Origin of the sequence: Rouxiella sp. Mn2063 (genome assembly GCF_049319665.1) — a bacterium.
In the GTDB taxonomy this organism is placed as follows: Bacteria; Pseudomonadota; Gammaproteobacteria; order Enterobacterales; family Enterobacteriaceae; genus JBMOUD01.
In genome coordinates this window covers 152496-178853 of record NZ_JBMOUD010000009.1, presented here as the reverse complement: position 1 = coordinate 178853, position 26358 = coordinate 152496, and the positions used below count along the sequence as shown (strand labels likewise).

General features: G+C 42.0%; 21 protein-coding genes. 15 read left to right on the top strand and 6 right to left on the bottom strand.

The annotated features are described in order from the left end of the window. Position 1: 1 nt before the first annotated feature. The 5 genes from ACL9RG_RS14840 (at position 2) to ACL9RG_RS14820 (ending at position 10169) form a co-directional block, all read left to right on the top strand. Complete coding sequence (locus tag ACL9RG_RS14840; RefSeq protein ID WP_422793386.1) at positions 2-2365, top strand: type I restriction-modification system subunit M; 2364 nt, start codon at positions 2-4, stop codon at positions 2363-2365. Then, complete coding sequence (locus ACL9RG_RS14835) at positions 2365-3777, top strand: restriction endonuclease subunit S (protein ID WP_422793385.1); 1413 nt, start codon at positions 2365-2367, stop codon at positions 3775-3777. The genes ACL9RG_RS14840 and ACL9RG_RS14835 overlap by 1 nt, the downstream gene beginning before the upstream one ends. Continuing rightward, positions 3774-7022, top strand: coding sequence for a type I restriction endonuclease subunit R (locus ACL9RG_RS14830; protein WP_422793384.1), 3249 nt, complete (start codon positions 3774-3776; stop codon positions 7020-7022). The genes ACL9RG_RS14835 and ACL9RG_RS14830 overlap by 4 nt, the downstream gene beginning before the upstream one ends. Before the next feature lie 138 nt (positions 7023-7160). Next, a complete protein-coding gene (locus ACL9RG_RS14825) occupies positions 7161-9248 on the top strand; it encodes a GmrSD restriction endonuclease domain-containing protein (protein WP_422793383.1) in 2088 nt (695 codons plus the stop codon). Positions 9249-9671: 423 nt separating this feature from the next. Then, on the top strand, positions 9672-10169 hold the full coding sequence (locus tag ACL9RG_RS14820; RefSeq protein ID WP_422793382.1) for a hypothetical protein: 498 nt from the start codon (positions 9672-9674) through the stop codon (positions 10167-10169). 278 nt (positions 10170-10447) lie between these two features. Here the strand turns inward: ACL9RG_RS14820 and ACL9RG_RS14815 are convergent, their stop codons facing one another. Beyond that, entirely contained in the window at positions 10448-10783 is a 336-nt protein-coding gene (locus ACL9RG_RS14815) for a DUF1294 domain-containing protein (RefSeq protein ID WP_422793428.1), read from the bottom strand. A gap of 103 nt (positions 10784-10886) precedes the next feature. Here ACL9RG_RS14815 and ACL9RG_RS14810 point away from each other — a divergent pair, with 103 nt between their 5' ends. The 3 genes from ACL9RG_RS14810 (at position 10887) to ACL9RG_RS14800 (ending at position 12586) form a co-directional block, all read left to right on the top strand. Next, on the top strand, positions 10887-11213 hold the full coding sequence (locus ACL9RG_RS14810) for a DUF1493 family protein (protein ID WP_422793381.1): 327 nt from the start codon (positions 10887-10889) through the stop codon (positions 11211-11213). 296 nt (positions 11214-11509) lie between these two features. Further along, positions 11510-11989 carry a hypothetical protein gene (locus ACL9RG_RS14805; protein ID WP_422793380.1) on the top strand — a complete coding sequence of 160 codons (480 nt, stop codon included), beginning with the start codon at positions 11510-11512 and terminating at the stop codon, positions 11987-11989. A 396-nt stretch (positions 11990-12385) separates the two neighbouring features. Beyond that, entirely contained in the window at positions 12386-12586 is a 201-nt protein-coding gene (locus ACL9RG_RS14800) for a hypothetical protein (RefSeq protein ID WP_422793379.1), read from the top strand. Positions 12587-13549: 963 nt separating this feature from the next. On the opposite strand, the gene ACL9RG_RS14795 is transcribed toward ACL9RG_RS14800, so the two are convergent. Next, positions 13550-13999, bottom strand: coding sequence for a hypothetical protein (locus ACL9RG_RS14795; RefSeq protein ID WP_422793378.1), 450 nt, complete (start codon positions 13997-13999; stop codon positions 13550-13552). 733 nt (positions 14000-14732) lie between these two features. Between ACL9RG_RS14795 and ACL9RG_RS14790 the strand changes: the two genes are divergently transcribed. After that, positions 14733-15065, top strand: coding sequence for a hypothetical protein (locus ACL9RG_RS14790; RefSeq protein WP_422793377.1), 333 nt, complete (start codon positions 14733-14735; stop codon positions 15063-15065). A 244-nt stretch (positions 15066-15309) separates the two neighbouring features. Here the strand turns inward: ACL9RG_RS14790 and ACL9RG_RS14785 are convergent, their stop codons facing one another. From ACL9RG_RS14785 to ACL9RG_RS14775, 3 genes are all read right to left on the bottom strand, one after another. Continuing rightward, entirely contained in the window at positions 15310-16416 is a 1107-nt protein-coding gene (locus tag ACL9RG_RS14785; RefSeq protein WP_422793376.1) for a glycosyltransferase, read from the bottom strand. 411 nt (positions 16417-16827) lie between these two features. Then, a complete protein-coding gene (locus tag ACL9RG_RS14780) occupies positions 16828-17289 on the bottom strand; it encodes a hypothetical protein (protein WP_422793375.1) in 462 nt (153 codons plus the stop codon). Positions 17290-17458: 169 nt separating this feature from the next. After that, positions 17459-17713 (bottom strand): colicin V family bacteriocin, encoded by a 255-nt coding sequence (locus tag ACL9RG_RS14775; protein WP_422793374.1) that lies wholly within the window; start codon positions 17711-17713, stop codon positions 17459-17461. Positions 17714-18704: 991 nt separating this feature from the next. Between ACL9RG_RS14775 and ACL9RG_RS14770 the strand changes: the two genes are divergently transcribed. From ACL9RG_RS14770 to ACL9RG_RS14745, 6 genes are all read left to right on the top strand, one after another. Further along, positions 18705-20246 (top strand): MchC protein, encoded by a 1542-nt coding sequence (locus tag ACL9RG_RS14770; RefSeq protein WP_422793373.1) that lies wholly within the window; start codon positions 18705-18707, stop codon positions 20244-20246. 150 nt (positions 20247-20396) lie between these two features. Beyond that, positions 20397-20831: a toxin-activating lysine-acyltransferase gene (locus tag ACL9RG_RS14765; protein ID WP_422793372.1), complete on the top strand. Its 435-nt coding sequence runs from the start codon at positions 20397-20399 to the stop codon at positions 20829-20831. 79 nt (positions 20832-20910) lie between these two features. After that, entirely contained in the window at positions 20911-22185 is a 1275-nt protein-coding gene (locus ACL9RG_RS14760; protein WP_422793371.1) for an HlyD family secretion protein, read from the top strand. Continuing rightward, on the top strand, positions 22178-24274 hold the full coding sequence (locus ACL9RG_RS14755) for a peptidase domain-containing ABC transporter (protein ID WP_422793370.1): 2097 nt from the start codon (positions 22178-22180) through the stop codon (positions 24272-24274). Before ACL9RG_RS14760 ends, ACL9RG_RS14755 begins: the two co-directional genes overlap by 8 nt. 422 nt (positions 24275-24696) lie before the next feature. Then, the gene (locus tag ACL9RG_RS14750; protein WP_422793369.1) at positions 24697-25095 is read left to right on the top strand and encodes a hypothetical protein; all 399 of its coding nucleotides are present in this window, start codon (positions 24697-24699) and stop codon (positions 25093-25095) included. A 553-nt stretch (positions 25096-25648) separates the two neighbouring features. Continuing rightward, a complete protein-coding gene (locus ACL9RG_RS14745; RefSeq protein ID WP_422793368.1) occupies positions 25649-25978 on the top strand; it encodes a gamma-glutamylcyclotransferase family protein in 330 nt (109 codons plus the stop codon). A 121-nt stretch (positions 25979-26099) separates the two neighbouring features. On the opposite strand, the gene ACL9RG_RS14740 is transcribed toward ACL9RG_RS14745, so the two are convergent. Next, positions 26100-26249, bottom strand: coding sequence for a DUF2474 family protein (locus tag ACL9RG_RS14740; protein ID WP_422793367.1), 150 nt, complete (start codon positions 26247-26249; stop codon positions 26100-26102). Positions 26250-26358 lie beyond the last annotated feature (109 nt).

The window sequence follows — 26358 nt, the reverse complement described above, 5'->3', positions numbered from 1 at the left end:
TATGTCTAACACTAACTTCTCTCAAACGGCTGCCTTTATCTGGTCGGTAGCTGATTTGCTTCGTGGTGACTTTAAACAGTCCCAGTATGGGCGCGTGATCCTGCCTTTTACGCTGTTACGCCGTCTTGAATGCGTGTTAGCCCCCACCAAAGAAGCTGTGGTGGCGGAAGCGGAAAAGCTGAAGGCCAGCCCGTTGCCGGAAGAAGGGCGAGAAAAGTTTCTCTTACGTGCCACCAAAGGACTGTCGTTCTTCAATACCTCGCCGATGGATCTCGGCAAGATGGGGCAGAACGACATCAAAGAAAACCTGGAGAACTACGTTCAGTGTTTCTCAAAGGATGCGCGTGAAATCTTTGAGCATTTTAAATTCAGCGAGTTTGTTGGCCTGCTGGAAGACGCCAACCTGCTGTTTAAAATCGTTAAGAAATTCGCCACCACCGACCTCAGCCCGAAAGCCATTTCTAACCATGATATGGGCTTGGTATTTGAAGAGCTGATCCGTCGTTTTGCGGAGAGTTCAAACGAGACTGCCGGGGAGCACTTTACTCCACGCGATATCGTGCGCTTAACCACCTCGCTGGTGTTTATGGAAGATGATGCGGCGCTATCTAAAGACGGCATCATCCGCACCATTTATGACCCAACTGCCGGTACGGGCGGCTTCCTCTCTTCCGGTATGGAATACGTGTACGAGCTGAACCCGAACGCGGTGATGCGTGCCTTTGGCCAGGAACTGAACCCGGAATCTTACGCCATCTGTAAAGCCGATATGCTGATCAAAGGCCAGGATGTTAGCCGCATTAAACTTGGCAATACGCTTTCCAACGATCAGCTGCCGCAGGACCAGTTCGACTACATGCTGTCTAACCCACCGTTTGGCGTGGACTGGAAAAAGATTGAAGGCGAGATTAACGACGAGCACCAGCAGAAGGGCTTTAACGGGCGCTTTGGCCCCGGCTTGCCGCGTGTGTCTGACGGCTCGCTGCTGTTCCTGATGCATCTGATCAGCAAAATGCGCGATAGCGGCAACGTCGATGGCTCGGTGAACAACGGCGGGCGTATCGGCATTATCCTTAACGGTTCACCGCTGTTTACCGGCGGGGCAGGAAGTGGTGAGAGTGAGATCCGCCGTTATATTCTGGAAGCTGATTTGCTGGAAGGCATCGTCGCGCTGCCAACAGATATGTTCTACAACACCGGCATCGCGACCTACGTGTGGATTCTGTCGAATAAGAAAGCAGCCGAGCGTAAGGGAAAAGTCCAGCTCATTGACGGCACCAACCTGTGCGGCAAGATGCGTAAGTCTTTAGGCTCCAAGCGCAATCTGATGGGCGAAGACGACATTAAGCTTATCACCCAGACCTTTGGTGACTTTGAAGTGGTGGAGGCGACTTCTCTTGAAGAGTTAGGTCTTGAGAAAGCACCGGAGCAAAAATCTAACCGTGGCCGCCAGTCTGCTACCGCTAAAACCGAAGCGCCGAAAACCTTTGCCAGCAAAATCTTCAACAGCACCGATTTCGGCTATCGCCGCCTGACCATCGAACGTCCGCTGCGTTTGTCGGCACAGGTAACTGATGAAGCCATTGCCACTCTGCGCTTTGCAACCAAACCGCTTAGCATGCCGATGGAACGCCTGTATGAAGAGTTCTCCGTACAGTGGCAAGATGATAACTACGGTGACTTTGCAGGTATTGAAGTGGAGGCACGCGCCATTATTAAAGCGGAATTTGCCGAGCTAAAAGAGAAGCAGATTAAAGACCTGCTGGACAGCAAATTGTGGCTGGCCCAACGAGCCTTGATGGATAAAGCGCAGCAAATCCAGCAGGCGCTGGGGGCGAAAGCAGGTGGCAAAGAGCGGGCGAGCAACGATTTTAATGAGTTCCAGCTGACCCTGAAAGGCGCGATTAAAACCGCAAGTGTGAAGCTGGATACCAAAGAGAACAAACAGTTTATCGACGCCATCACCACTAAAAAACCTGCCGCTGAACCGGTAGTGAAGAAGGTGCTGAAAGAAGCCGCGCAACCGCTGTATGGTGCGTTTGAATACAAAGGCAAAGTGGTGGAGTTCGAGCAGGATGGCGATCTGCGTGATAACGAGAACGTGCCGTTAAATCCGGCCATTGCCACCAGTGATTTGATCGAGAAATACGTTAAAGCCGAAGTGCTGCCGCACGTTGCCGATGCCTGGATTAATGCCGATAAACGCGATGCTAAAGATAATGAAGTGGGGATTGTCGGTTACGAGATTCCGTTTAACCGCCATTTCTACGTCTATCAGCCACCACGCCAGCTAGAAGAGATTGATGCCGATCTGGACGCGGTCAGCGCCGAGATTATGAAGCTGCTGCAGGAGGTACATTCCTGATGGCTAAATATAAGGCGTATCCGGAGTATAAGGATTCTGGTGTTGAGTGGTTGGGGGCGATTCCGCGACATTGGGAATTAAGTAAACTTCGCTATAATTTCGCCTTTGGTAAGGGTTTAACTATTACTAAGGAAAATCTACGGGATGAAGGAATTCCATGTATAAACTATGGTGAGGTACATTCAAAATACGGATTTGAAGTTGACCCTCGGGTTCATTCATTAAAATGCGTAGATGAAAAATATCTAAAAGACAATGGTAATTCTCTTTTGTTGAATGGTGATATTGTTTTTGCAGATACATCAGAAGATCTTGATGGCTCAGGAAACTTTACCCAGTTAATCAGCGATGCAAGAGTCTTTGCTGGCTATCACACCATTATTTCTCGTCCATTAAGAAGAGATAGTGCTCGTTTCTATGCTTATCTTTTGGATTGCCAAGAATTAAGAACCCAAGTCAGAACTGCCGTGAAGGGAGTCAAAGTCTTTAGCGTGACTCAAGCTATTTTACGTAATCTTTCAATATGGCTTCCATCTGAAAAAGAACAAAATAGCATTGCGGCCTTCCTCGATCACGAAACCGCAAAAATCGATATCTTAATCGAGAAGCAACAGCAACTCATTGAACTGTTGAAAGAAAAAAGTCAGGCAGTGATTAGCCATGCCGTGACTAAAGGGCTAAATCCTGATGTGCCGATGAAAGATTCTAGTGTTGAGTGGTTGGGGGAAGTGCCGGAACATTGGGATGTTATAAGATTAAAATATTTGATTAGTACTTTCGAACAAGGTTGGAGTCCACAATGCGATGCTCGGTTGGCTGAAGAAAATGAATATGGTGTTCTCAAAGTAGGCTGTGTTAATTCAGGTAAATTTAATCCGCTTGAGCATAAAGCACTTCCTTCGAATCTTGAACCACAGAGGCAGTATCTGCTTAAACAAAATGATCTATTAATATCAAGGGCAAATACTAAAGAATTGGTAGGGAGTAGCGCAGTTGTAGACAAAAACTATGACAACCTGATTCTTTGCGACAAACTATATCGAATAAAATTTAGGCCTTCAGTGAGCCCATATTTCATTTCTGAATACCTCAGGACTCCTTTCGTTCGAAAACAGATAGAGTTATCAGCAAGTGGTGCAAGCCACTCTATGCAAAATATTGGACAGGATACAATAAAAGAACTAGTCGTTGCCCTCCCACCTGAAAATGAAGTTCAGTTATTAATTGAATTCATGCAAAAAGAAATAAATGCATTTAATACATTGACCGATTTATCTCATCTGCAGATAGCGTTACTCCAAGAACGCCGCACCGCCCTTATCTCCGCCTCCGTCACCGGCAAAATCGACGTGCGCGATTGGGTAGCACCAGACACCAGCGAGTTTGAGGAATCAGAGGAAGCTACCGCATGAGTATGGATACCACCAAGGAGCTGATTTTCCAGAATGAAATGATTGCTCAGATGATCGAGCAAGGCTGGATTAGAGGCAAACCTGCGGGCTATGACCGCGAACGTGCCTTATATTCGCAAGATGCTATCGCTTTTTTGCAAAACACCCAGCCGTTGGAATGGGAAAAGTTTTCTAAAATTTACCCCACCGATACCGAGCGCCATTTCCTCGATTTGCTGGTGGCGCAACTTAAAAAAGCCGACAACAACGCCACCGATCAGCTATCGCGTACTTACGGCACGCTGGGCGTATTGCGTCATGGTATCAAAAGCCACAATGCGCGTTTTTCGCTATGCCAGTTTAAGCCCGAGCATAGTCTTAATCCGGAAACCCTGGCGCGTTATAAACAAAATATCTGCCGTGTGGTGCCGGAGCTGGTCTATAGCCCCTATGCCACTAAAGCGGCATTTGAAGAAACCGGTTCAATCGCCAAAAAATGGCGTATCGATCTGGTGCTATTTATTAATGGCCTGCCGATAGCCACACTTGAGCTGAAGTCCGAGTTCAAGCAAGCGGTACACAACGCGATTAAACAATATAAGAAAACGCGGTTGCCGAAAGACCCGGTTACCAATAAGCCTGAGCCGTTGCTTACCTTCAAACGCGGCGCGCTGGTGCACTTTGCCGTCAGCCAGTATGAAGTGTTTATGGCAACCAAACTGGCGGGTGATGACACCTTCTTCCTGCCGTTTAACAAAGGCACCAAAGATGGCGGTGCGGGTAACGAAACGCCTGAGAATGAAAACGAGTACGCCACTAACTACTTGTGGAACGAAGTCCTACTGCCGGATAACCTGCTGAAAATCCTCGCCAGCTTTGTGCATCTGCAAATTGAAGAGAAAGAAGACTGGAACGGGCTGAAGGTTAAAAAAGAGAGCCTGATCTTCCCGCGTTACCATCAATGGGATGTGGTGAATAAGCTGATAAGCGCCGCGGCGGTAGAAGGCACGGGTCATAAGTATCTCATTCAGCACAGCGCGGGTTCCGGGAAATCTAACTCGATTGCCTGGACTGCTCATCAGCTTTCCCGCTTATATGATGAAAAAGGCGAGAAGCAGTTCCACTCGGTGATTGTGGTCACTGACCGCACCGTGCTGGACGATCAGCTTCAGGATACTATTTATCAGTTCGAGCATGCGGACGGCGTGGTCGGGCGCATTACCAATAAAGAAGGCGATGGCTCAAAATCGGACAAGCTCGCCAGCGCGCTGGAAAACGCGCAGCCGATTATTATCGTTACCATCCAGACTTTCCTGTTCGTGCTGAAAGCCATTGAAAACAGCGTCAGCCTCAAACAGCGTAAATATGCGGTTATCGCCGATGAAGCACACTCTTCGCAAAGCGGTTCTACGGCGCGTCAACTTAAAGAAGTGTTGATGAAAGAAGAGGCGGACGACGATGTGGTGCTGTCATCGGAAGATATTATGGATGCGACCATTGCCGCACGTAAAAACAGCAGCAACCTTAACTACTATGCGTTTACCGCTACGCCAAAAGCCAAAACGCTGGAACTGTTTGGCCGTCGGCCGAATCCTCTTGAACCGGCATCCAAAACGAATAAGCCCGAAGCCTTCCATGTTTACTCCATGCGTCAGGCGATTGAAGAAGGCTTTATTCTTGATGTGCTGAAGAACTACACCAATTACAAAGTCGCCTATAAGCTGCTGCAAAAGCTCGACGATCCTGATCGGGAAGTGGACAGTAAGAAAGCCAAAATCAAACTGAGCCAGTGGGTCACACTGCATGACCATAACGTGTCGCAAAAAGTAAAAGTGATTGTCGAGCACTACCGCAAACACGTGATGCATTTACTAGGCGGGCAGGCGAAGGCAATGGTAGTGACCAGTTCACGTAAAGCGGCGGTACGCTACAAACTGGCGTTTGATAAATACATTGCTGAGAACAATTACCAGAAGATTAACGCTATGGTCGCGTTTTCTGGCGAAGTGGAATTTGTGGAAAGTGATCACCATAGCCTCGCACTACTGAATCAGAAGTTTACCGAAACCAATATGAACCCAGGCCTGAAAGGCCGGGATATGCGGAAAGCCTTTGATAGCGATGATTATCAGGTGATGCTGGTGGCGAATAAGTTTCAGACCGGTTTTGACCAGCCGAAGCTATGCGCGATGTACGTGGATAAAGCGCTTGGTGGCGTGGAATGCGTACAGACGCTTTCGCGCCTGAATCGAACCTATCCGGGCAAAGCGCAGTCGGGGACTTTTGTGTTGGATTTCTACAATGAACCGGATGAAATCCTCGGGGCTTTCCAGCCTTATTATCAAACTGCCGAGCTTACCGATGTTAGCGATCCACAATTAGTCTTTGAGCTGTTCGAAAAACTGCGCGCTAGCGGTATTTTTTTGTGGAGCGAGGTTGAGCAATTCTGTGAAGCCTTCTTCACCAAAAACAAGTCTAATGCGGCAATTAGTAATATCTGCAAACCCGCCGTTGAACGCTGGACAAAACGCTACACTTCCACTATTGACGCTTATGTTCTGGCAAAAGAAATCTTTGAACGCACGAAAAAAACCAATGATGTGGTGCTGATCACTAACGCTGAAAATAGTTTCAAAGACTGCAAACAAGAGAAAGACAAGCTGGATATCTTCAAGAAAGATCTCGGCAGTTTTGTCCGCTTCTACGAATTTATGTCGCAAATCGTCGAGTACGATGACAAGGAACTGGAGAAACTCAGCCTGTTTGCCCGCCATCTGCGACCACTACTGCATGAGCAGCGCATTGAAGAAGATGAGGTTGATTTAAGCAACGTAGAGATGAGCCATTACCGCTTATCAAAACTCCACGAGCAGCACCTCAAGCTTCAGGAAGACGCCGAAGAGTACAAAATCGAGCCAGGCAACGATATCGGTACGGCCAAGCCGAAGGATAAGAAAGAAGAGTTCTTGTCCAATATTCTGGCGCGTCTGAATGACCTGTTTATTACCGATAATCTTAGCGATAAAGACATGATCAACTATGCCTTTACCGTGCGCGACAAATTATCGGAAAACCAGGCAGTCATGACGCAGATTGCCAACAATACTCGTGAGCAAGCCATGCTGGGGGATTTCCCTAAAGCCATTGATGATGCAGTGATGGACAGCAGTGATGCTCAACAAGAGATGATGATGCAGTACTTGTCTAATCCAGAACTAGCAAAAGGTTTTGCGCGGGTAGTGTTTGATATGTTGAAAGGGGCTTGAGTTTTTGAGCTGAAGGGAAGTGGGGCGTTTAGACGATAATTAGGGGGTATTGCCGTTATTGTTTTTCGTCTCATCTGTTGTAAAGGGGATATTATGGCCATCGTTTGTTATTAAGATAGTTAACAAGGAAATTAAAGGATGAAGGCTAAAGAAGCCAAGTTGCTCAACTTTCTGCAGACTGCACCTCAGTTAGTCATTCCGATCTACCAGCGTATTTACTCCTGGAGCCTGAAGGAGTGTGAACAGCTTTGGGATGATATTCTCCGTTGCGGATTTGATGAGAACAATCAAGGTCATTTTATCGGTTCCGTGGTGTATATCGAAAATGGGCTTTATTCGGTGACGTCTCAATCACCATTGTTGATCATTGATGGTCAACAGCGCGTTACTACTGTGTCATTGTTAATCGCAGCTTTAGCCGAAGCCGTGGGCGATCAAGAGTTTATTGAAGGGTTCAGCCAAGCCCAGTTACGTGGTTTCTATTTGACTAATCCCTTATTGTCAGGTGAGAAACGTTATAAACTTATTCTGTCACAAACGGACAACGAGACGTTGCGTGCAATTATCGATGGGAAATCTCAGCCGGAGAATTATTCTTTACGTGTTACGGAAAACTTCGAATACTTTAAAGATAAACTCAGAAATAAAACATTATTAGAGACTGTCTGTAAAGGGCTGAGCAAATTAATCGTGGTAGATATCTCTCTCCAGCGCGACCATGATAATCCACAGCTTATATTTGAAAGTATGAACTCAACGGGTAAAAAATTAAGCCAGGCCGATCTTATTCGCAATTATATCCTCATGGGGCTGGAAAATGAGCGTCAAACGACGTTGTATAATGATCACTGGCGCAAAATGGAGCTTCTGTTTGGTCAGGAGGCTTACTCCGAACAGTTCGATGCTTTCATGCGTCACTACCTGACGGTAAAAACTGGCGATATCCCTAAGATTGATGATATTTATGAGGCATTTAAACAGTACTTTCGTCGCAATAGTCAATCTGTTGAATCTGCTGTTGCAGATATACATAAATATGCCATCTACTATTGTGCTATTGCGTTAGGTATTGAGAAAAATAAACACCTTAAAGAAATATTCCATAATATCCGCGAATTGAGAATGGATGTTGCCTATCCACTGATGCTGGAGCTGTATGATGACTACCAGCGGGATATTTTGAAACTAAGCGATTTCGCGGAAGCCTTGCGCCTGGTAGAAAGCTATGTATTTCGTCGGGCGGTGTGTGCTATTCCTACCAATTCAATGAATAAAACTTTTGCCGGGTTGAGTAAAAGTTTCGATAAGAACCAATATTTGGACAGCCTTAAAGCTGCGTTTGTGTTGCTGCCATCTTATCGTCGTTTTCCGACCGATGAGGAATTTAAGAGGGATATTCAGACTCGCGATCTTTATAACTTCAGAAGTCGTAGCTATTGGCTTAGAAGGCTTGAAAATTATAAGCATAAAGAACCGATCCCGGTAGATGAATACACTATTGAACATATTATGCCGCAGTGTGATAACCAAACAGAAAAAGTGCCCGCTGCGTGGAGAGTTGAGCTAGGAGATGAATGGCTGCGTATATGGGAAACATGGCGTCATTCGTTGGGGAACCTGACATTAACGGGCTATAACTCTGAGTATAGCAATCGCTCATTCGCTGATAAGCGCGATATGGACGGTGGTTTCAAATACAGTCATTTGCGTCTGAATGACGGGCTTTCTGCTCTTGATAAATGGAGTGAAGAAGCCATTATGGCCCGAGCGAAAAAAATGGCAGAACAGGCAAGCAGTGTTTGGCCAAGTGCTAATCTTCCCGATGATATTCTAAAAAATTACCAGCCTAAGGGTGAAAGTAACGTCGCTTATGGCTTTGAAGATCATCCCTATCTGGTTAAAGAGCATGTTCAGGTGTTGTTTGAAGCGTTGCGTAAAGCAACGTTGGCACTTGACCCTTGTGTCACAGAAGTCTTCTTGAAGCTTTATATTGCTTATAAAGCTGAGGTGAATTTTGTGGACGTCGTACCGCAAGCAAAGCGGCTGCGTCTTTCATTGAATATTCCATTTGCTGAAATTAATGATCCGCGTGGATTATGCAAAGATGTCACTAGCTTGGGGCGATGGGGAAATGGTGATGTTGAGATTGGATTCGAGAAGCTAGAAGATTTACATTACGTTATGTTTTTAGTAACACAAGCATTTGAACGACAAATGGATAATTAGCTTTTAATAAATACAAGGGCTTAAGATAGCCCTTGTATTTATTATATTCGAAGAAGTGAAATTTATTATAAAAATTCGGAATAAATGGTACAGGTAAGATATAAGTCATGCTCGGATTCTTATCGTGAGCGTAAATTTAGTACCGTATGTGGCTAATTAACGCATCCTGATAACTTAGACGGGCCTCTTACTATGAGGATCTCCATCCTGAAGTACTGAGTCACGAAAAATTATACAAATGACTTTAAACCCTTACATAGTCGAGCTGGCTTCTCAGCTTGGGGTCAGCATTGCGCAGATTGCATGCATGATGGCTCGATAATATAATAAAATTTAATTGTAGATATTTACATATCAACAATGTAGATGCGTATTGCATATCAGATTATGATTAATAAATCACAGTGGACTGGATATTTTTCTATGGATTACTTTATTACATTAACAACTCTTTTGGCAGGGATTGTGGCTGCCTATTATGCATGGAAGGCATATGATGTAACGAAAGAAAACACCTTCCCTCAAAAAAATGCTCATACTCAGTTTTGTATCATCAATCCATTGAGTAAAGAGCTACTAAAGTTAAATGATTTCCTTTCCAGAAATATCGATAAAAAAATATATCTCAACATTAGATTTGATGGTGAAAATGTAGATTTCTGCTCATATCCCAAAAATGGCTCTATAGAAGAGAGTGTAGAATTTTCTATTTGGCTAGAAAAATTTAACAAGGGGGATGAGGGTGAAAAATTGGATGGCTTCAATAGTTCTGGGTTATCGATTTCTTTAGAAGGCGAAGTTAGTAAGCATGTGTTTTGGGAAAATGGTGGCCATTTGATTAAGGGTTACTTTGCTGTGCTTGGGCACGGCACAAAGCAAGGACACTATGGCGCCAGACTATTGCCACTAAAAATCACCTAGAAATGTACGCTTTGGTAGTAATTGCTAGATAAGTAACTGGGAAAAAATACTTAGTCATCAATAATGCCAATTGTGTACTAACTGATTTTACCCACGTAATGCCGACATAGCCCTAAGCGAGGTTCTGATTTTCAATTATCCCGCTTTAGCAAGGCCCGATAACCAGCTGAGCTGAGCTGAACAGTACTGACCTGACCTACATGAAATCACATTGCCCGTCCTTCTGCGTTGCCAGGATGTCATTCACAGCGCATCGCAGGCAATTTGTACTGTCTGCTTCACCAAGGATAGGATCGATACAACATCACCAGCACCACTATATTTACTATCACGCTAATGATGAACCAAGTCTTAAACGGTTGCTTTTGTGTTTTATGCCGAAAGATTTGCTGACCTAGAATGGCTCCGGGCCACCCACCGACAAAACCAAATATCAGCAAGGTGGATTCCGGCACTCTGTACCAGGCTTTGCGGGCCGCCATTTTATCTACGCCATAAATTATCAGCGTTAACATACTGGCGAGTAGGAACCATGTAACAAGAGGGTGAGGCAGGAATAGGCTGCCTGTGGCCGCTACGGCCAGTAACAGATAACAAAAGTGATTTGGATTCATACTATTAGTCGCAACGTTTTTCAGCAAAAGTTAAAGCCTAGGTATATCCGAGTTATCATACAATCAGTGATTACAACATGATAGCAAGAGGCGACAATAAACGATGGTAGATAATATTGAACAGCGTGTGATTGGCCTTGTTACACGTCACAGCGGTGTGTATATATTCAGGAGAAAGAAATATGATACTTACACTGCTGAATCAAGCATTTATTTTGATGTAAAGCTTGATCAAGGTGGTACTGAAGAATTAATGGACGAGTTTTTTACTGAGTTCAATGTCGACAGAGGGAGTTATAAAATTGAAACGTATTATCCAGAAGTTGAATTCTCGTGGAATCTTTTTAAAAAACAGATAGTAGATATTCTAGATTTTACTATCGGTATGCTAATTGAATCCGCAAAGGCTGGTCGTTGGCTTTACGATTGATGTGTAAGCTCATATTATTTCATAGGGTATTAAGTATTTATCGGTGAGCTAAAAATAAAAAAGTCTGATTGTGCTAAAAAATTAATTTTGTTGGTTCAAGCAAATCTGCCTCTGATGGGGCCTATAGTGGCATGAAACGGTTGAACTAGTACATCTTTATTTAAGTGTAAAATATTTCCAAGTTTCGTTAAGTAATAATTTAAGTTGGAATGTTTTAAAGGAGATTAATAATGGATTAAATGCTAATTTAAAATTCAAATATTGAGGGGTAAACTGATGTAGTAGGTAATGTATATGTGAGTATAACCAAGGGGCTAATACTAGCTAAATATAGAATGTTAAATAAATATATGGTAAATGCTAAACTGATATATGCTATTCCATTTTTTGTTTTTTCAAACCTAGCCTGCTCTAAGGAGGTTAGTAATATTGAAGTTAGTAAGGTTGGGATTGCATATAAAGGGCACAGTGAAAAAGAAAAAGAAGGTTGTAAATTATTTAGGCCAACAAAAGAACAAATTATTAACTATTTTAATAAGGCGAAAGTATTAAAATACGGAGGTTCAATAGAGCATCAGTACTACTCACCCTGTATTGCAACTGGAATGGTGACTTTCAAAGATGGAAGTACGGGGCAATGGACGATACAGTCGAGTGGTTTTGGATATGGTACCTTTAATAATGAAGCCCTAAATTTCTTTTACAAAGATAACAAGTGGAGCGATCCTTTTCAGTGTACCTACGCTATGGATGATGAATCACAGCCAGGATGTTAGCTTTAATTTATGAAGCCTATCATTTAGATTGGATTATTACCTGTTTTTGATATTCATACTCTAAGCGGAGACAGGCAAATGAACCATTATATTGAATGAATTAACGAATTCCTTATAAGTATTTTTATTTAAATTATGCAGTGAAATAGAGTATTTATCAGTGGGGGGCTTTTTTGCAACCTCGTGAACCTCGTTTCAATTTAAACATTCCCTACAATTTTAGGTGGCTTTTTATACAGCATTTAATTTATAGTGTTTTTGAATTTAACAGGTTTTTTATATTTAATATACGCTGTTCTATTCATCTCCAATTGAGATTTAATTAACGCGAAGTTGAAGTGTTCTCAGCACTCAAACCCCGTTCACCAAATTAACTATTTTACAGGAGTAGTTAATATGGCTAACGCTGATTTTAAATCAAGTTGTCGTTCTCACCAAGTTTTACGTTCCGGTCGTGTGGGGGATATTCCGGATCCGAAGCGTTTTCATCATCCGCAGATAAGAATTAAGGGTAAATGCCTGGCAGAGGTGAGGTTCACTATTGAGACGCTGATTGATAGTGGTGTAATAGAAGGGGAGTTGGTGATCACGAAGTAAGACCCCATTCCCGAGCTGAATACCATGTTGAAGCCGGTTGAGAAGTTGTCAGAGATAAGTGAAAAAGAGCGAGAACCGTTGTTTCACGTGCAGAGTGAACAATGTTATGCCGATAATCAGCATGCAAAGAAATTAATTGCAGCCTAGCATGATTTATCGAAAGGATAGAACTATCCGCTTGCTGAGTCATGGTTCCTAGCCGTTTATCGGATCGCCGTCTTTTCCTCTATTTAATTGACGCTCAGACCGGCAGCATAAACCAATTTTGTGTGATAGGAAAAATATTATAATATGATATATACTTCAATATCAACGATGTGGCGTTAAGGTGGTAACTGAGTACAGTCAATACAGCCACAGCGTTAAGTTTACCGGATATATTACTTTACCAAACGGAGCCCCGCAGGGTCTCTTGGCATTAGGCCGTAATACAAAGAGAAAATAAATGTTCCGGAAATCGATACTGATTACATTAAAAATTATCAACTTATGCTCAAATGCATATGTTCTAGCTAAGACAACGTTCCTCTTTGCTATGGGGGGATGGTTTTTTTTTATACTTATATAAGCGATGGATATGTCAATCTTTCAAATAATTTGACTCTTTTTAGTATCATACTGTTTGGGATAACGGGGGGAATAATGCTTTTTAGCATCATCGCTTCCTACTATAATATAAAGGCACCATATCAAAAAAAAGCTATTTTATTCAATCTGTTGATCGGACTTTATCCTGTAGTAAATCTGCCATTTTCTGATGCACTTGGTAGTTTTTATTACCCCAGGCTTGTCACGATGCTGTCGCTAGGTAGTGCGTTAGGCATTTTTGCGTTATCTCTTAAAACAAGGAAAAGTGATGCCGACGCTTTGCGAAAGTAGTCGGATTGTAAGAGAGAAACCATAGATTTTTCAGTCATTTTAATGTTGGTGTACTAGAAACCCTGAAGGACATAAAAACTACCGCTAATCCTTATCTGAAAACGAGGCAAGATCGACCTGCTTAATAATTTTCTTCAGAATGTTATGGGGGCCGGTTACTACCCATGTTTTATCTTGTTTTTGAAGGAAAATCCTCTGCGATGTAAACTTTGTGTAACGATGAACCTGAAGGTCATAATAACCCTGCGGGGTTTTACGGTACTGATAACCTTCCAGTATTGATAGCAGCTTTTCCGCGTTGACCGGCGCATTGATACGCAGACGGGCAATGCAGGTCAGCCAAAAATTGATGGTCAGGCCGCATAACACTCCAATAATGGCACCATGGACATTGCCATGAGAGAACAGCGGCAGGACCCATATAATGATGACGCTAAACAGAAGCATAAGAGCAATACAGAAAAGCAGGCGAAAGCTGTCAAAGCGCCATTGTTGAAGCAAACTCAATCTGTGAAGTGTGTATTGTGGATGCATTCACCCTTTCTCCTTTAAGTAACAAGGTGCCGTGATGTGGTTGTAATAAAACCAATCTAAAATTACATCACGCACAAATTTCTCCTTGATTATCGTTTTTCATAATTGTCATGAATTATCATAATGATGACTTTGTATTAATCAATAGATGAAAATGTTGATTTTTATTTTATGATTAAATTGATATTTTTTGTTTTTATTAAGAAATATCAATTCTTGGTGAAGCGAGGGGAGTCTGTTTTTTCGTTGTTTTACTATTGTTGAGTAATCATTATGGGAGAATGGCTACTAATGAAAATAGCACAATAAGATTAACTGAAAAAATGTTAAATTTAGAGGGTTTTAGTCATCGTTCAAGTTTGTAAGTTTACATTTTAATGATAGGTTTGATAGATTGATTACTGTAGGGTTGTCCTTTGGTTTTAAGGGTATTTGGTAATTAATAAGCTAATTCTTGATATTTCATGATGATTTGTTATATAAAATATCGTTATATTTTTACACCTAATTTTATTATGCTAGGGAGTGATATGTTAAAAAAGTCAATAATATTATTTTTTAGTTTACTAATTACTTTTTCTGCATGTTCAGATTTAAATAGTCAATCCCCAAATGTATCTACCGCCATGATAATAATATTTGTCCCTATAGGCGCATCATATGCAATAAGAAGAATTATCGATGGATTAGAATTTTTGATAAAAGAATCATCACGTTCATAAAGGAGACATCAATGAGAACGATGAGAAAGGAAGAGATTATTTTTATTCTCGGTGGAACAGAGGTATATAGTGACCCAGGTTATGGCGCACAGGAAAATGGTTTTCAGCCAAATGTATCTGCGGGGCAAAACAATATGGGATTATTGTCAGACGGACTTTCTAATAACGTTGCAGCAGGGGTGGCTGGAGGAATGCTCGGAGGACCTATTGGTATAGGATTAGGAGCTTTTGGAGGAATGCTTGCCGGAGGTGCGTTTAATGGTATAGGCAGCAGTTCAAGTTCATCAGGCAGCACAACTAGCGCATCAGGGAGTGCAACTAGTTCAGCAGACAGTGGTTCATAAGATAAATTAATAGCATCTATAACTCTGTATTACGTTAAAAAATTATCATGATATAACTACTTTATCGTAGTGGTCTCTAAAATTAATCGTTAATGAGTTGGTATTGTTTATTTTGGTGCATATTCATTAATCACTCGATAAAGTGGTTTCAATAGATTTTTCAATTAATGATTTTATGAATTGCAGCTGGGAACAAATAAACCTATTATTTTAGCTCAGAAAAGTCCATAGCCGTTAACGGCTATCAACCACCTTTCAATTTTAAGACGAGGTGTTCAGCAACTTGAGAGGGGTTAGGCTGTGCAGCCATTTCGCAGGCGACTTGTGCTGAGGCTGTTCGAAGCACGGTATTACTCAAGAATATATTGATCATATCGCTGGTTAATCCGCACTCGCTTGGGATAATTCCACAACCACGATCCACGACGGCTTTAGCATTAACTGGGCGATCGGCTCCCTGGCCAAACACTATCTGCGGTATGCCATTATGTAAAGCCGTCAGCGTATTACCTGCTCCGCCATGATGAATAAATCCATCTGCACCGTTAAGAAACACGCCCATCGGGATCCAGTCTACAAGCCGTACATTTAGCGGCAGTTTGCGTAAGCCAGTACGTGCATTGGCTGCGAGCTGTAAGATGATCTCCGCATCCACCTCATCAGCCGAGTCCATCACCCAGGAAATCAGATCTAATCCATCGACCACTGGTTTGACAGTGCCAAGACTTATTAACAAACGTTTTCTATCCGGTTGCCTTTCCCACCATTCTTGGCTTACAGCTCCTCCATTGTAGGGGATGTATTGCATTGAAATAATAGGTTCTCCCTCATTCTTTAGTAAGCTCATGCTTGGTGGTGTGACATCGATCCATGCCAGATCACGCGGTGGCGCAACGACAGCATGGCGGTGATAGGCATCGCTCAATGAACGCGTCACCATTTTTATATGCCAAGGCGTATGGCCGAACCCGACCGTTTGCATGACCACGGGAATATCAAATTTAGCGCCAAGTAATGGTCCAACGACACCCAGCGGCGGATATACAATCAAGTCAGGACGCCATTGGCCGGTGAACTCAACCAAGCGGTCAGCCATCTCATTGCTATAGAATGAGAAATTCCCTACGAGGTTAGTCTTCTTTCGTCGATCTTCTCGACGTCGATATTCTGTTTCCGTATCGATTGCGGGGGCGGCATCGAATGCTACCAAACCGGCCTGTGCTGCTTTTTGCGCAAATTCGCCGGCACTGGCAATTACCACCTCATGGCCATTCACACGGAAAGCTTGGGCGAGAGAGAGAATAGGGTATAGCAGGCCGTACATCGGTGGGCCAATAAAAAGAATACGCATAAAAATGTCCTTTTCCATTGATATACCCGTCATATTTGAATTTGTCACTTACCCGAATCACTTTGCTGCCTTGAGGCAACGCCAATTATTTTGGGTATAAATACATAAATTAGCCGAGGTCTTTATATGATAATTAACTAAAATGCATTTTTATGATCGGCATGAATATGATAGATGTAATAGCCATCATTGATGCCACGAATATGTCCGCTCGCCGTCCATGCTTAATGGTTAAGTAAAGATAGAAACCAGCAATAAAAGACACAAAAAAATAAAGACACAAGAACCTTGACGAAAGCAATGTCGGAGTGCTTGGCAGTGAAAAAGAAAAAATAAGCCCCGCTCCTGGTATGAAAATAGGAAACCTATTTATAGATACTATAGCCATAATGATCTCCTGAAAAATATCGACTACTGCTTGATGTTGCCCTTACCAGAATACGATCCATTTTCTATTTGGTTAATGATTTTTTCTAAAATGTTATAAGGGCCTGTTAACACCCATACACCATCTTTTTTCTCAAAAAAAACTCTCTGATATTTAAACTTATTATAACGATAGGTTTTTATCTCATAATAACCATGAGGCGTTTTTCGATACTCATAACTTTCGAGTATTGATGCTAATTTATCGATATCAATAGGGATGTTAATACATAAGCGAGCAATACAAGTCATCCAAAACCCGATAAATAATCCACAGCACATACCAATGAATCCATCATGAATGCTTCTATAAGAAAATAACGGTAGTATCCACATGCTAATAGCGATTAAAATTAATGTAAGAGCAATTGAAAGCAGAAAGCGAAATTTATCAAGGTTCCACTGTTCAAAAAAATTCAATCGGCGAAACGTGTAATCGATATTCATTAGTGCATTTCCTTAGAAATAATGGTCGAAGTTTCGAAGGTGAAAATGATAGATGTGCAGTGAGAGTTATCTTGGTGAAAATAATCAAATCGACTTCGTTAATATTTTTTTTGCATTTATTAAGCTTTTAGATAGATTGAATTGAAATTCATAAAAAATTAAATAAATACTAACTTCCGCTACTAGAATTTGATGTAGCAGTTGAGCTTGTTGTGGTGTTTCCAGCTGCATCATATATTACACCGGCCCCCGCTGAGGCAGCGACTGCACCGAATCCAGCTCCTATCGGTCCACCTAAGCCTAGGCCGAAAGCGCCTCCTGCAACACCCGCGCCATCAGTAACAACATCTCTTCCGACTTGTACCCAATTTACGTCACCGGTTCCTAATACTGCATTCATCTGGTTTATGGTTAGTTTCTTCATATATATTTTCCTTTAAAAAACAATCATAGTTATAATTATTGTCGCTAAAATGAGTATCATGTCATGCAATGCAACACCAACGTTTAAGTAACTAGCAATAATTCCAGTAAACATGCTTATAGGCAAAAAAACGAAAATTATCTGCCATGGTTTCATATTGAATCATCCTTTCTATAATTACTAAACGGTAATTATAATTAATATCATGACGTATGTTTAAACAAGTCTTCAAATAAAACCGAGAGCGGGATTACGAATAATGATTGATTTTTCACTGTCGGATATTTTAGTTATTTATCCATAAGCCTAGGTATTTATAATAATAATAAGTAATCCCCCTTTGATAAGAAAGGAATTATTGGTTTTTGCCAAGTGGTTATTTGTTGTGATGTGGATGTAAATTAAATATCTTGTGTAATAATGGATTTATATCTATATAAATCACCACTTGACTCAGTGAAATAGCCTTGCTAGTTTCTGTGTGAATGAGAATTATTATCTTAGTGGTGAGGTCTAAATGGATATTTTCTTAAGAAATTACTTTAATGGTAGGGTGATATTTTAATTAAAAATAATGGTTATTTTATTGATGATGTATTTCTTGTAAGGATATCCCCCCCCACCTGTCGATTTGATGTGTTCAATTGTAAGGCGCGGAAATGTAATTTTCTTTGGTAAATTTTCATGGTGATTGAATGAGTAATCATACGTTAGGTAAGTTAGCTACTATATTAAGCTTTCCATTAACAATGTTATCTGTTTCATTTTCATCATTGAAAATAGTAGGCGAGGGAAATTCTTTTGTAGACGTATTTCTCTCTTTTATTATATTTATTGGTTTTATCAGTTTGTTCAAAATGCTGAATAAATTCATGGCTTGGTATTAACTGCATTTTTTCGTTTTTTGAAGGCTGTTCTTGAGTGTATCGGTGTAAACCCATACACGAATAAACCGGACTCATATCAGTAAACACAGCGGAGAATACAATAAATGAGTTATCCCCTTTCGCTTGCAGCGCTCACAGATAATCTTGTGCCCTTTTGCGCGCGGCGGGTAACGTCCTCCTTGATATGGTGCGTTCCTGGCGTAGATGACGAAGAGGCACTGCATCATGCTTGCAGCTATTTGATCGATCCCGTCAGCTCGGCTCCTACTAAAATATTTCTGGCCGAACGTTATGGCGGTAGTGGGATTCAGCGCAACGGTGGTGGCGCACGCTGCGGTTTTGATGGGCGTTATCAGGTCAAAGGTATTGGTGCCAATCCATTAGTCGGGCTGGGGACGGATAAGCGTCACTCCAATGGTGCGCTTGGTGCCGTTCATGCAATTTATGAGGCTTTATGGGGAGAAGTGCTCGCACAGGTATTGCCTTACGGAGCCGTGCGAACGCAGGCCGTTTTACTGACAGACAAACGAATAGATAACGCATTTGAATTATCGCAAGGTTCCTCACAACGGGCATTACTGGTTCGTGAGCCGGCGGTGCGTCCGGCGCATTTCGAAAGGGCACCTTATTTCCGACCGCAGCCTGAGTATTCGAGCTTGCTAATGCACGATGCGCATCGCGTGAGATCGGTGATCCGCATGCTGCCGGCGAGTTTACCGACACCGTCAGCAGGATTCAGTGAAGAAGCATATTTCGATCCGCGCCTCTATTGTATTGAAGGATTATGTGAATTGGCCCGGCGTCAGGCTTGGCAAATGGCATATTGCCGTACACGTTTCCTAAGGCTGACAACATCACCGTCTAATATGGCAATGGACGGCAGATTACTGGATTTTAACGGACTGAGCTGCTTATTTCCCGGTGATTATCCTGACGATTTTGGATATAGACTCAGACTCACAGAATTAATGAAAGAACCCGTTGTTCTTCAACAGGGGCTGTCTGATCTCTGTTTATATCTCGGCAAATATCTTTTCGATCCTGCATTTACATTGCTTTCCCGCCAACGGGTGAAAGAGGCATTTCAGAAAGCATTTGCTGAAGCTTACGTCCGTGGTTATCTGACGTTGTTAGGGATCCCCGTCGATATCCTGCAATTGGAAGTTATCCCTGACACATTGATTCAACTGGTGCATGGCTTTATGAAATTATTCGATAGCCTCAGTGGAACGATGGGCTGCTCGTATAGCGATATGCCAAACGAGTCATTATTAGAGAGACTTGCCGTGGCCTTGATTCACCGCAGCCAAGGGCAAAATCGCCCAGACAACCAAGACTTGGAACAACATGCTTATTTCCCCGAGGTATTACGGTACTTTAACGACGGCATCTACTGGCTGGCTAGAGCTTGCGATTCTCAAGGGATTGACGCTTCTGTGATCTTGAAAGAGATGGAGCAGCATGTACGACAGAGGCTACAGCCCAGAGCATGGCTGGGTAAATTGCGGATGTTTAAGGAAATTACCGGTCTGTTGGATGCTTATGGCGAAGATACTCAATCTCTGCAACATGCGATTGGTGACATGGTGACCAAAATGCAGGTATTCGCTCTAAAGGTGTTATATCCCCAGCAACCGACTTTATAGTTATACCCGTCATACTTGAAGTTGCAGGGGTGTTGGCTGCCTTTGTTCGCCCCAGTCACTTAGTCATCTAAGCTCCCGGGGACTCCCTCAGTTGCTGCCTACCTGCAACTCCAATTATTTGGGGTATAGAGCCTAAAGGATAAAAATACCATGTTGTATTTAAGCGAATCCGTAAATGGCCGTGAATTATGGTCTGCTCAGGAACAGGTTGGTTTTGCCGTAAGTTGTATGCTGCACAACCCTAATTACAGTCTCTATCCGGTCTTGAGTATTCAGTTTTGGACTGAATTCGCGATACAACACGATCAGATAAAATTCCTTTTCGATACAAACGGCCATCCTCTGGCGTATGTCACTTGGGCATATTTGGATGCTGATACTGAACAACGATTGCTTAACGACACTGAATTCAGACTGCATCCTTCGGAATGGAATGAAGGAAGTAAAATCTGGCTCCTCGATTTTTGCTGTAAGCCAGGTTTTGGGCGCAAGGTTATAGAGTATTTAATTAAGTTGCAGCCTTGGGGAGAAGGTAAGGTGTACTGGCTTAACCGTAGAAAGAAAATAATGATTCTTAGACGATAACATCTGTTAACTGGAAATATACGATGCCCGATAATATCGGAATGTTAATGTACATCAATAATAGTTAAGGTGATTTACTTTGTTTCGTAAGGATGCGGTAGCAAACAGGAAAATGAAATGGCGGGGAAGGGTGATTTTACTTCCTAGCATCCCTCTTTGGTTAGTTGTGTCGAGCAGTATTATTTATTTAATTGTGGTTCTTACTTTCGTCATTGTCGGGTCTTATACGCGGCGTATTAATGTCAGTGGGGAAATTACTACCTGGCCGCGGGCTGTTAATATTTACTCTGGCATACAGGGTGTTGTCGTGAAGCAGTATGTTTATGAAGGACAGATAATTAAAAAGGGTGATCCAATTTATCAACTCGATGTTAGTAAGAGCACGTCGAGCGGTGTTGTTAGCGAGAATGAGCATAATAATACCGAAAGTCAGTTACTTCGAGTAAGAGACATCATTTCACGGTTGGAGGAAAGTAAGAAAGTTACGCTTAATACATTGGAAAAACAACGCCTGCAATATAGCGATGCCTTCAAGCGATCATCGAGCATTATCGGTCGGGCTGAGGAAGGGATAAAAATAATGAAAGACAATATGGAGAGTTATAGACGTTATCAGTCAAAAGGACTTATTAATAAAGACCAGTTGGCTAATCAGGTCGCACTTTATTACCAGCAACAAAATAATTTACTCACACTGAGTGGTGAAAATGAACAGAATGCCTTGCAGATGACCAGCTTGGAAAGTCAGATCCAAACTCAAGCGGCTGATTTTGATAATCGAATCTACGAAATGGAATTAAAGCGATATGATTTGCAAAAGGAGTTGGTTAATACTGATATGGGTGGGGAAATTATCATCCGTGCATTATCAGATGGGAAAATAGATTCAATGAGTGTCACTGTCGGGCAAATGGTTAATGCAGGGGATAGTCTGTTGCAACTTATCCCAAAGAATATAGAGCACTATTATCTGATTATTTGGGTTCCCAATGATGCTGTCCCTTATATATCGGTGGGGGATAAAGTCAACATTCGTTATGAAGCCTTCCCTGCTGAAAAATTTGGCCAGTTTTCCGCTACGGTCGGGACGATAAGCAGAGTCCCCGCCTCATTGCAGGAGATGCTTACCTATCAGGGAGCCACGAAAAATACGCAAGAAAAATCGGGGCCTTGGTACAAGGTAATTGTGACACCAGAAAAACAGCTCATTACCTACGACGGAAAATCTTTTCCTCTGGAAAATGGCATGAAGGCACAAAGCACACTTTTTCTAGAAAAAAGGAAAATTTATCAATGGATGCTTTCACCCTTCTATGACATGAAACACAGCGCTACAGGGCAGGTAAATGAATAACGGAAATTTCAAAAAAATCATCAGTCAGCTAAATATGCGATGGCAACGGCGAGTCCCGGTTATTCATCAGACGGAGATCTCTGAATGTGGGCTGGCCTGTCTGGCAATGGTATGTGGGCACTATGGCAAAAATGTCGATCTGATATCGCTACGTCGACAGTTCAATTTATCATCACGCGGTGCCAATCTTGCTGGTATTAACAGCATCGCAGAGCAACTAGGTATGGCAACCCGGGCTGCTTCGCTCGAGTTAAATGAGCTTGGGGCGTTGAAAATGCCCTGTATTCTTCACTGGGATTTTAATCACTTTGTTGTGTTGGTTAGCGTAAAGCGTAACCGCTTTGTATTGCATGACCCCGCGAGAGGACAGAGAAATGTCGGGTTGGATGAGATGTCGCAGTATTTTACCGGCGTGGCGCTTGAGATCTGGCCTGGCAGCGAATTTACTGTGCAAACCGTTAAGAATCGGGTGAGCCTGTATACGCTGATTCATAGTATTTACGGTATTAAAAACACGCTGGCAAAAATTTTCTGTCTGTCGCTTGTCATTGAAACTATCAATCTGTTCATGCCGATAGGCACCCAACTTGTCATGGATCATGCCATTCCTGCCAGTGATAAAGGGCTACTGACTCTTATTTGTGTCGGCTTGGTGCTGTTTATTCTTCTCCGAGCGGTGGCAGGGATGGTTCGAGCCTGGACATCGCTAGTGATGGGAACACTCATTAATGTGCAGTGGCAGTCAGGTCTGTTTAAACATCTTCTGAGGCTACCGTTAGGATATTTTGAACGACGAAAATTAGGAGATATTCAGTCCCGTTTTAGTTCGCTGGATACGGTACGTACTACATTTACGACCAGTATTGTTGGCGCGATGATGGACAGCATTATGGTTGTCGGCGTATTGGTGATGATGGGCCTATATGGCGGCTATCTGACATGGGTTGTTCTGGGGTTTACTGCCATCTACGTTTTAATTCGTCTATTAACCTACGGCTATTATCGGCAAGCATCTGAAGAGACTCTTGTTAGAGGGGCGCGGGCCAGTTCATATTTTATGGAAACACTGTACGGTATTGCGACAGTAAAAATGCAGGGAATGGCTGAACTTCGAGGCTCACACTGGCTTAACCTAAAAATAGATGCCATCAATTCTGGCATCAAATTAACCAAAATGGATATGCTTTTTGGTGGTATCAATACGCTGGTGACAACCTGTGACCAAGTAGCCATTTTATGGCTGGGTTCGAGTCTTGTGATCGGTAATCATATGACCATCGGTATGTTTGTGGCATTTGGCGCTTTTCGTGGTCAATTTTCCGATCGTGTTGCCTCGCTGACGAATTTTCTTCTGCAACTGCGCATTATGAGTTTGCACAATGAACGTATCGCAGATATTGCATTGCACGAAAGGGACGCGAAAAAGCCGGATATCAATATTATTGCTACCATGTGCCCGGTATCTTTAGAAACAGTCGCTTTAAGCTACCGCTATGATAGTCAGTCAGCGGCAGTGTTCACTGATTTATCGATTTCAATCGCTCCAGGAGAAAGTGTCGCTATAACCGGCGTGTCTGGAGCCGGGAAAACAACGTTGATGAAAGTATTGTGTGGATTGTTCGAGCCCGACTCCGGCAAGGTTTTTGTCAATGGTACCGATATCCGACAGTTGGGTATCAACAATTACCATAAGATGATCGCATGCGTCATGCAGGATGACCGACTATTCTCTGGATCAATTCGGGAGAACATTTGTGGGTTTACAGAAAATATAGATGAAACATGGATGATGGAATGTGCCAGAACGAGTTATATTCACGATGTGATAATGAAAATGCCTATGGGATATGAAACGTTGATCGGTGAATTAGGTGAAGGGCTTTCTGGTGGGCAAAAACAACGGGTTTTTATTGCCCGCGCACTTTACCGAAAACCGGGTGTTTTATTCATGGATGAAGCAACCAGTTCTCTTGATACAGAAAGTGAACGCTTTGTGAATGGGGAAATAAAAAAATTAAATATTACCAGAGTGATTATTGCACACAGAGAAAAGACACTTAAGGCAGTGGATAGAATTATTTCCATATAGTTAATTATTAAGAAGTATGACTGAGGTGAACTTTATTTAATCATATGGGGCTAAATGCTATTGGTTATAAGTTGTTATTTTCTTTTTTTATTTTTATAAAGAAAGGCGTGGTAAGTATGGTTGATTTGAGTTTTAAAAGGAATGAACGTGCCTCTTTTTATTATGTTGAGTGATGTTTAGTAGCGAAGATTAATGTCGTAATGTCGTAATGTCGTAATGTCGTAATGTCGTAATATCGTAATATCGTAATGAGCTTGTTAGTACGTAACTAAATAAGGTTATATTTCTGCAATGTGTTTAAGGACCTTAGCTATCACAAATAAAAATATAGAATGTTAAAGGTTTTTATCATTGGCAAGGCGAAAATAAAAGTGTTAAATAGATGGTCGTGAAAACATGGAATGTACTAAAAGGGAGTGAATGTGCCAATTGTGGGGGATCTATCAAGTAAAATAGTTGAGGTCATAAAAGGGAAGCAAAAAAACTTATATGTTATTTATATGGATAAATTTGGAAAGGAAGCAATAGCTTTTGAAGCTGATATTGAATTTATAGCTTGTGATATATCTGACGATAAAGCCAAGGATTTTATCGAGAAAACCAGGCTTATTCATACATTGGAAACGGGAGTGGGTAAATCAGAACTAGCTAAGATCTTGGAAGAAGTAGTGAAAATGTATATATCTAAAATACCTAGAGATAAAATTAAAAAGTCATCTTTATTATTGGATGAGATAGCTTACAATCAAGTTAATAATATGATCTCAATGAATAGCGTGACTTCTTTTTTCAGCAAAAAAATTATTCCTAAGTTTTTTTAAGGGCTGTTTTTTATATCATATTTAGTTTCTGTAGTGCAGGAGTTCGCTCTATTCGTTCATCTAACTATTTAGAAAAAAATCTTCCTGAATTATATCGAGTGTTGCGAAGTCTTGATGATTTAGATTTGTTCTATTTTTTAGTAGAGAGTTATGCGAAACCATTTGTTGATACAATGATTTTAAAAGAAACCAACCCTGAGTTATTTGATGATGTTTTTTTTGAGGTTATTAATAAACTCAAGGATGAATGATTTTTTATTTTGTGGAGAATGAAAGGCATCTATTATAAAGCATAATAATTAGTTAATGTGTAATAAACACTGTAGCCATCGGCGATGATGATACTGGTCAGATATAGGTGGCGTGCTGGATTCATTAGTTCCTAAATAGGTGTAGCCCCGTTACTATAAAAATATACATCAAATATACCGTTCTTATCGCTGTCAGCGAAATATCTCAACAAATCAGATGCATCCACACATTTATCTATGTTAGATATATTGGACATAAATGCTAACGTTGTTCAATTTTCCGCATCAGCATAGGAGTGATAATGGAAAGTCTGTTTGTTTATGGAACTTTAGGGCCGGGCCGGCCTAATGCGCATGTTCTGGAAGATATCGGCGGGCGCTGGGAAGAGGGGCACGTTGGCGGCTCGCTGCTTAACAAAGGCTGGGGCGCTGAGATGGGTTATCCTGGTATTGTTCTCGACGACAGCGGCAATCGGGTTAATGGATTTATTTTCTTCTCTGAGAATCTGTTAGCAAACTGGAAAACTCTTGACGATTTTGAAGGCGACGGATATGAGCGGGTTGCCGTCGAAGTTACCGCTGCAGATGGGCGCATACTGCAATCTTGGATCTATATGTTAAAAGCAGAGTAATGCAGATACTGCCAATAAACGTTGGGACAGTGATAAAAAGCATTCAAACACATGTCTAGAGCGCCAATCACTCACTGCCTAAACGAGCGATGAGTGATTGGTGTGTTTGCATAACTGTTGCTTACATAAAAATGCGGAATATTTGGGCGATGGCGAATAAAGCTAAAATACAGCCTCCGTAGATCAACACCAGCCAAAAGATTTTTTTCCACAAACGCCCCTTTCCTGGGGGAAGGGTACCGATATCCATTTTTTGAATTTTTGGTTTCATCTCACTCTCCAGACAACCGCCTAACCGGGCACTTTGCTTCGGCCTAGGCGGGGCCGCTATGTTATCAGTGATAATTGCAGCGGCACACTACATTTGGAGAATGACTTTG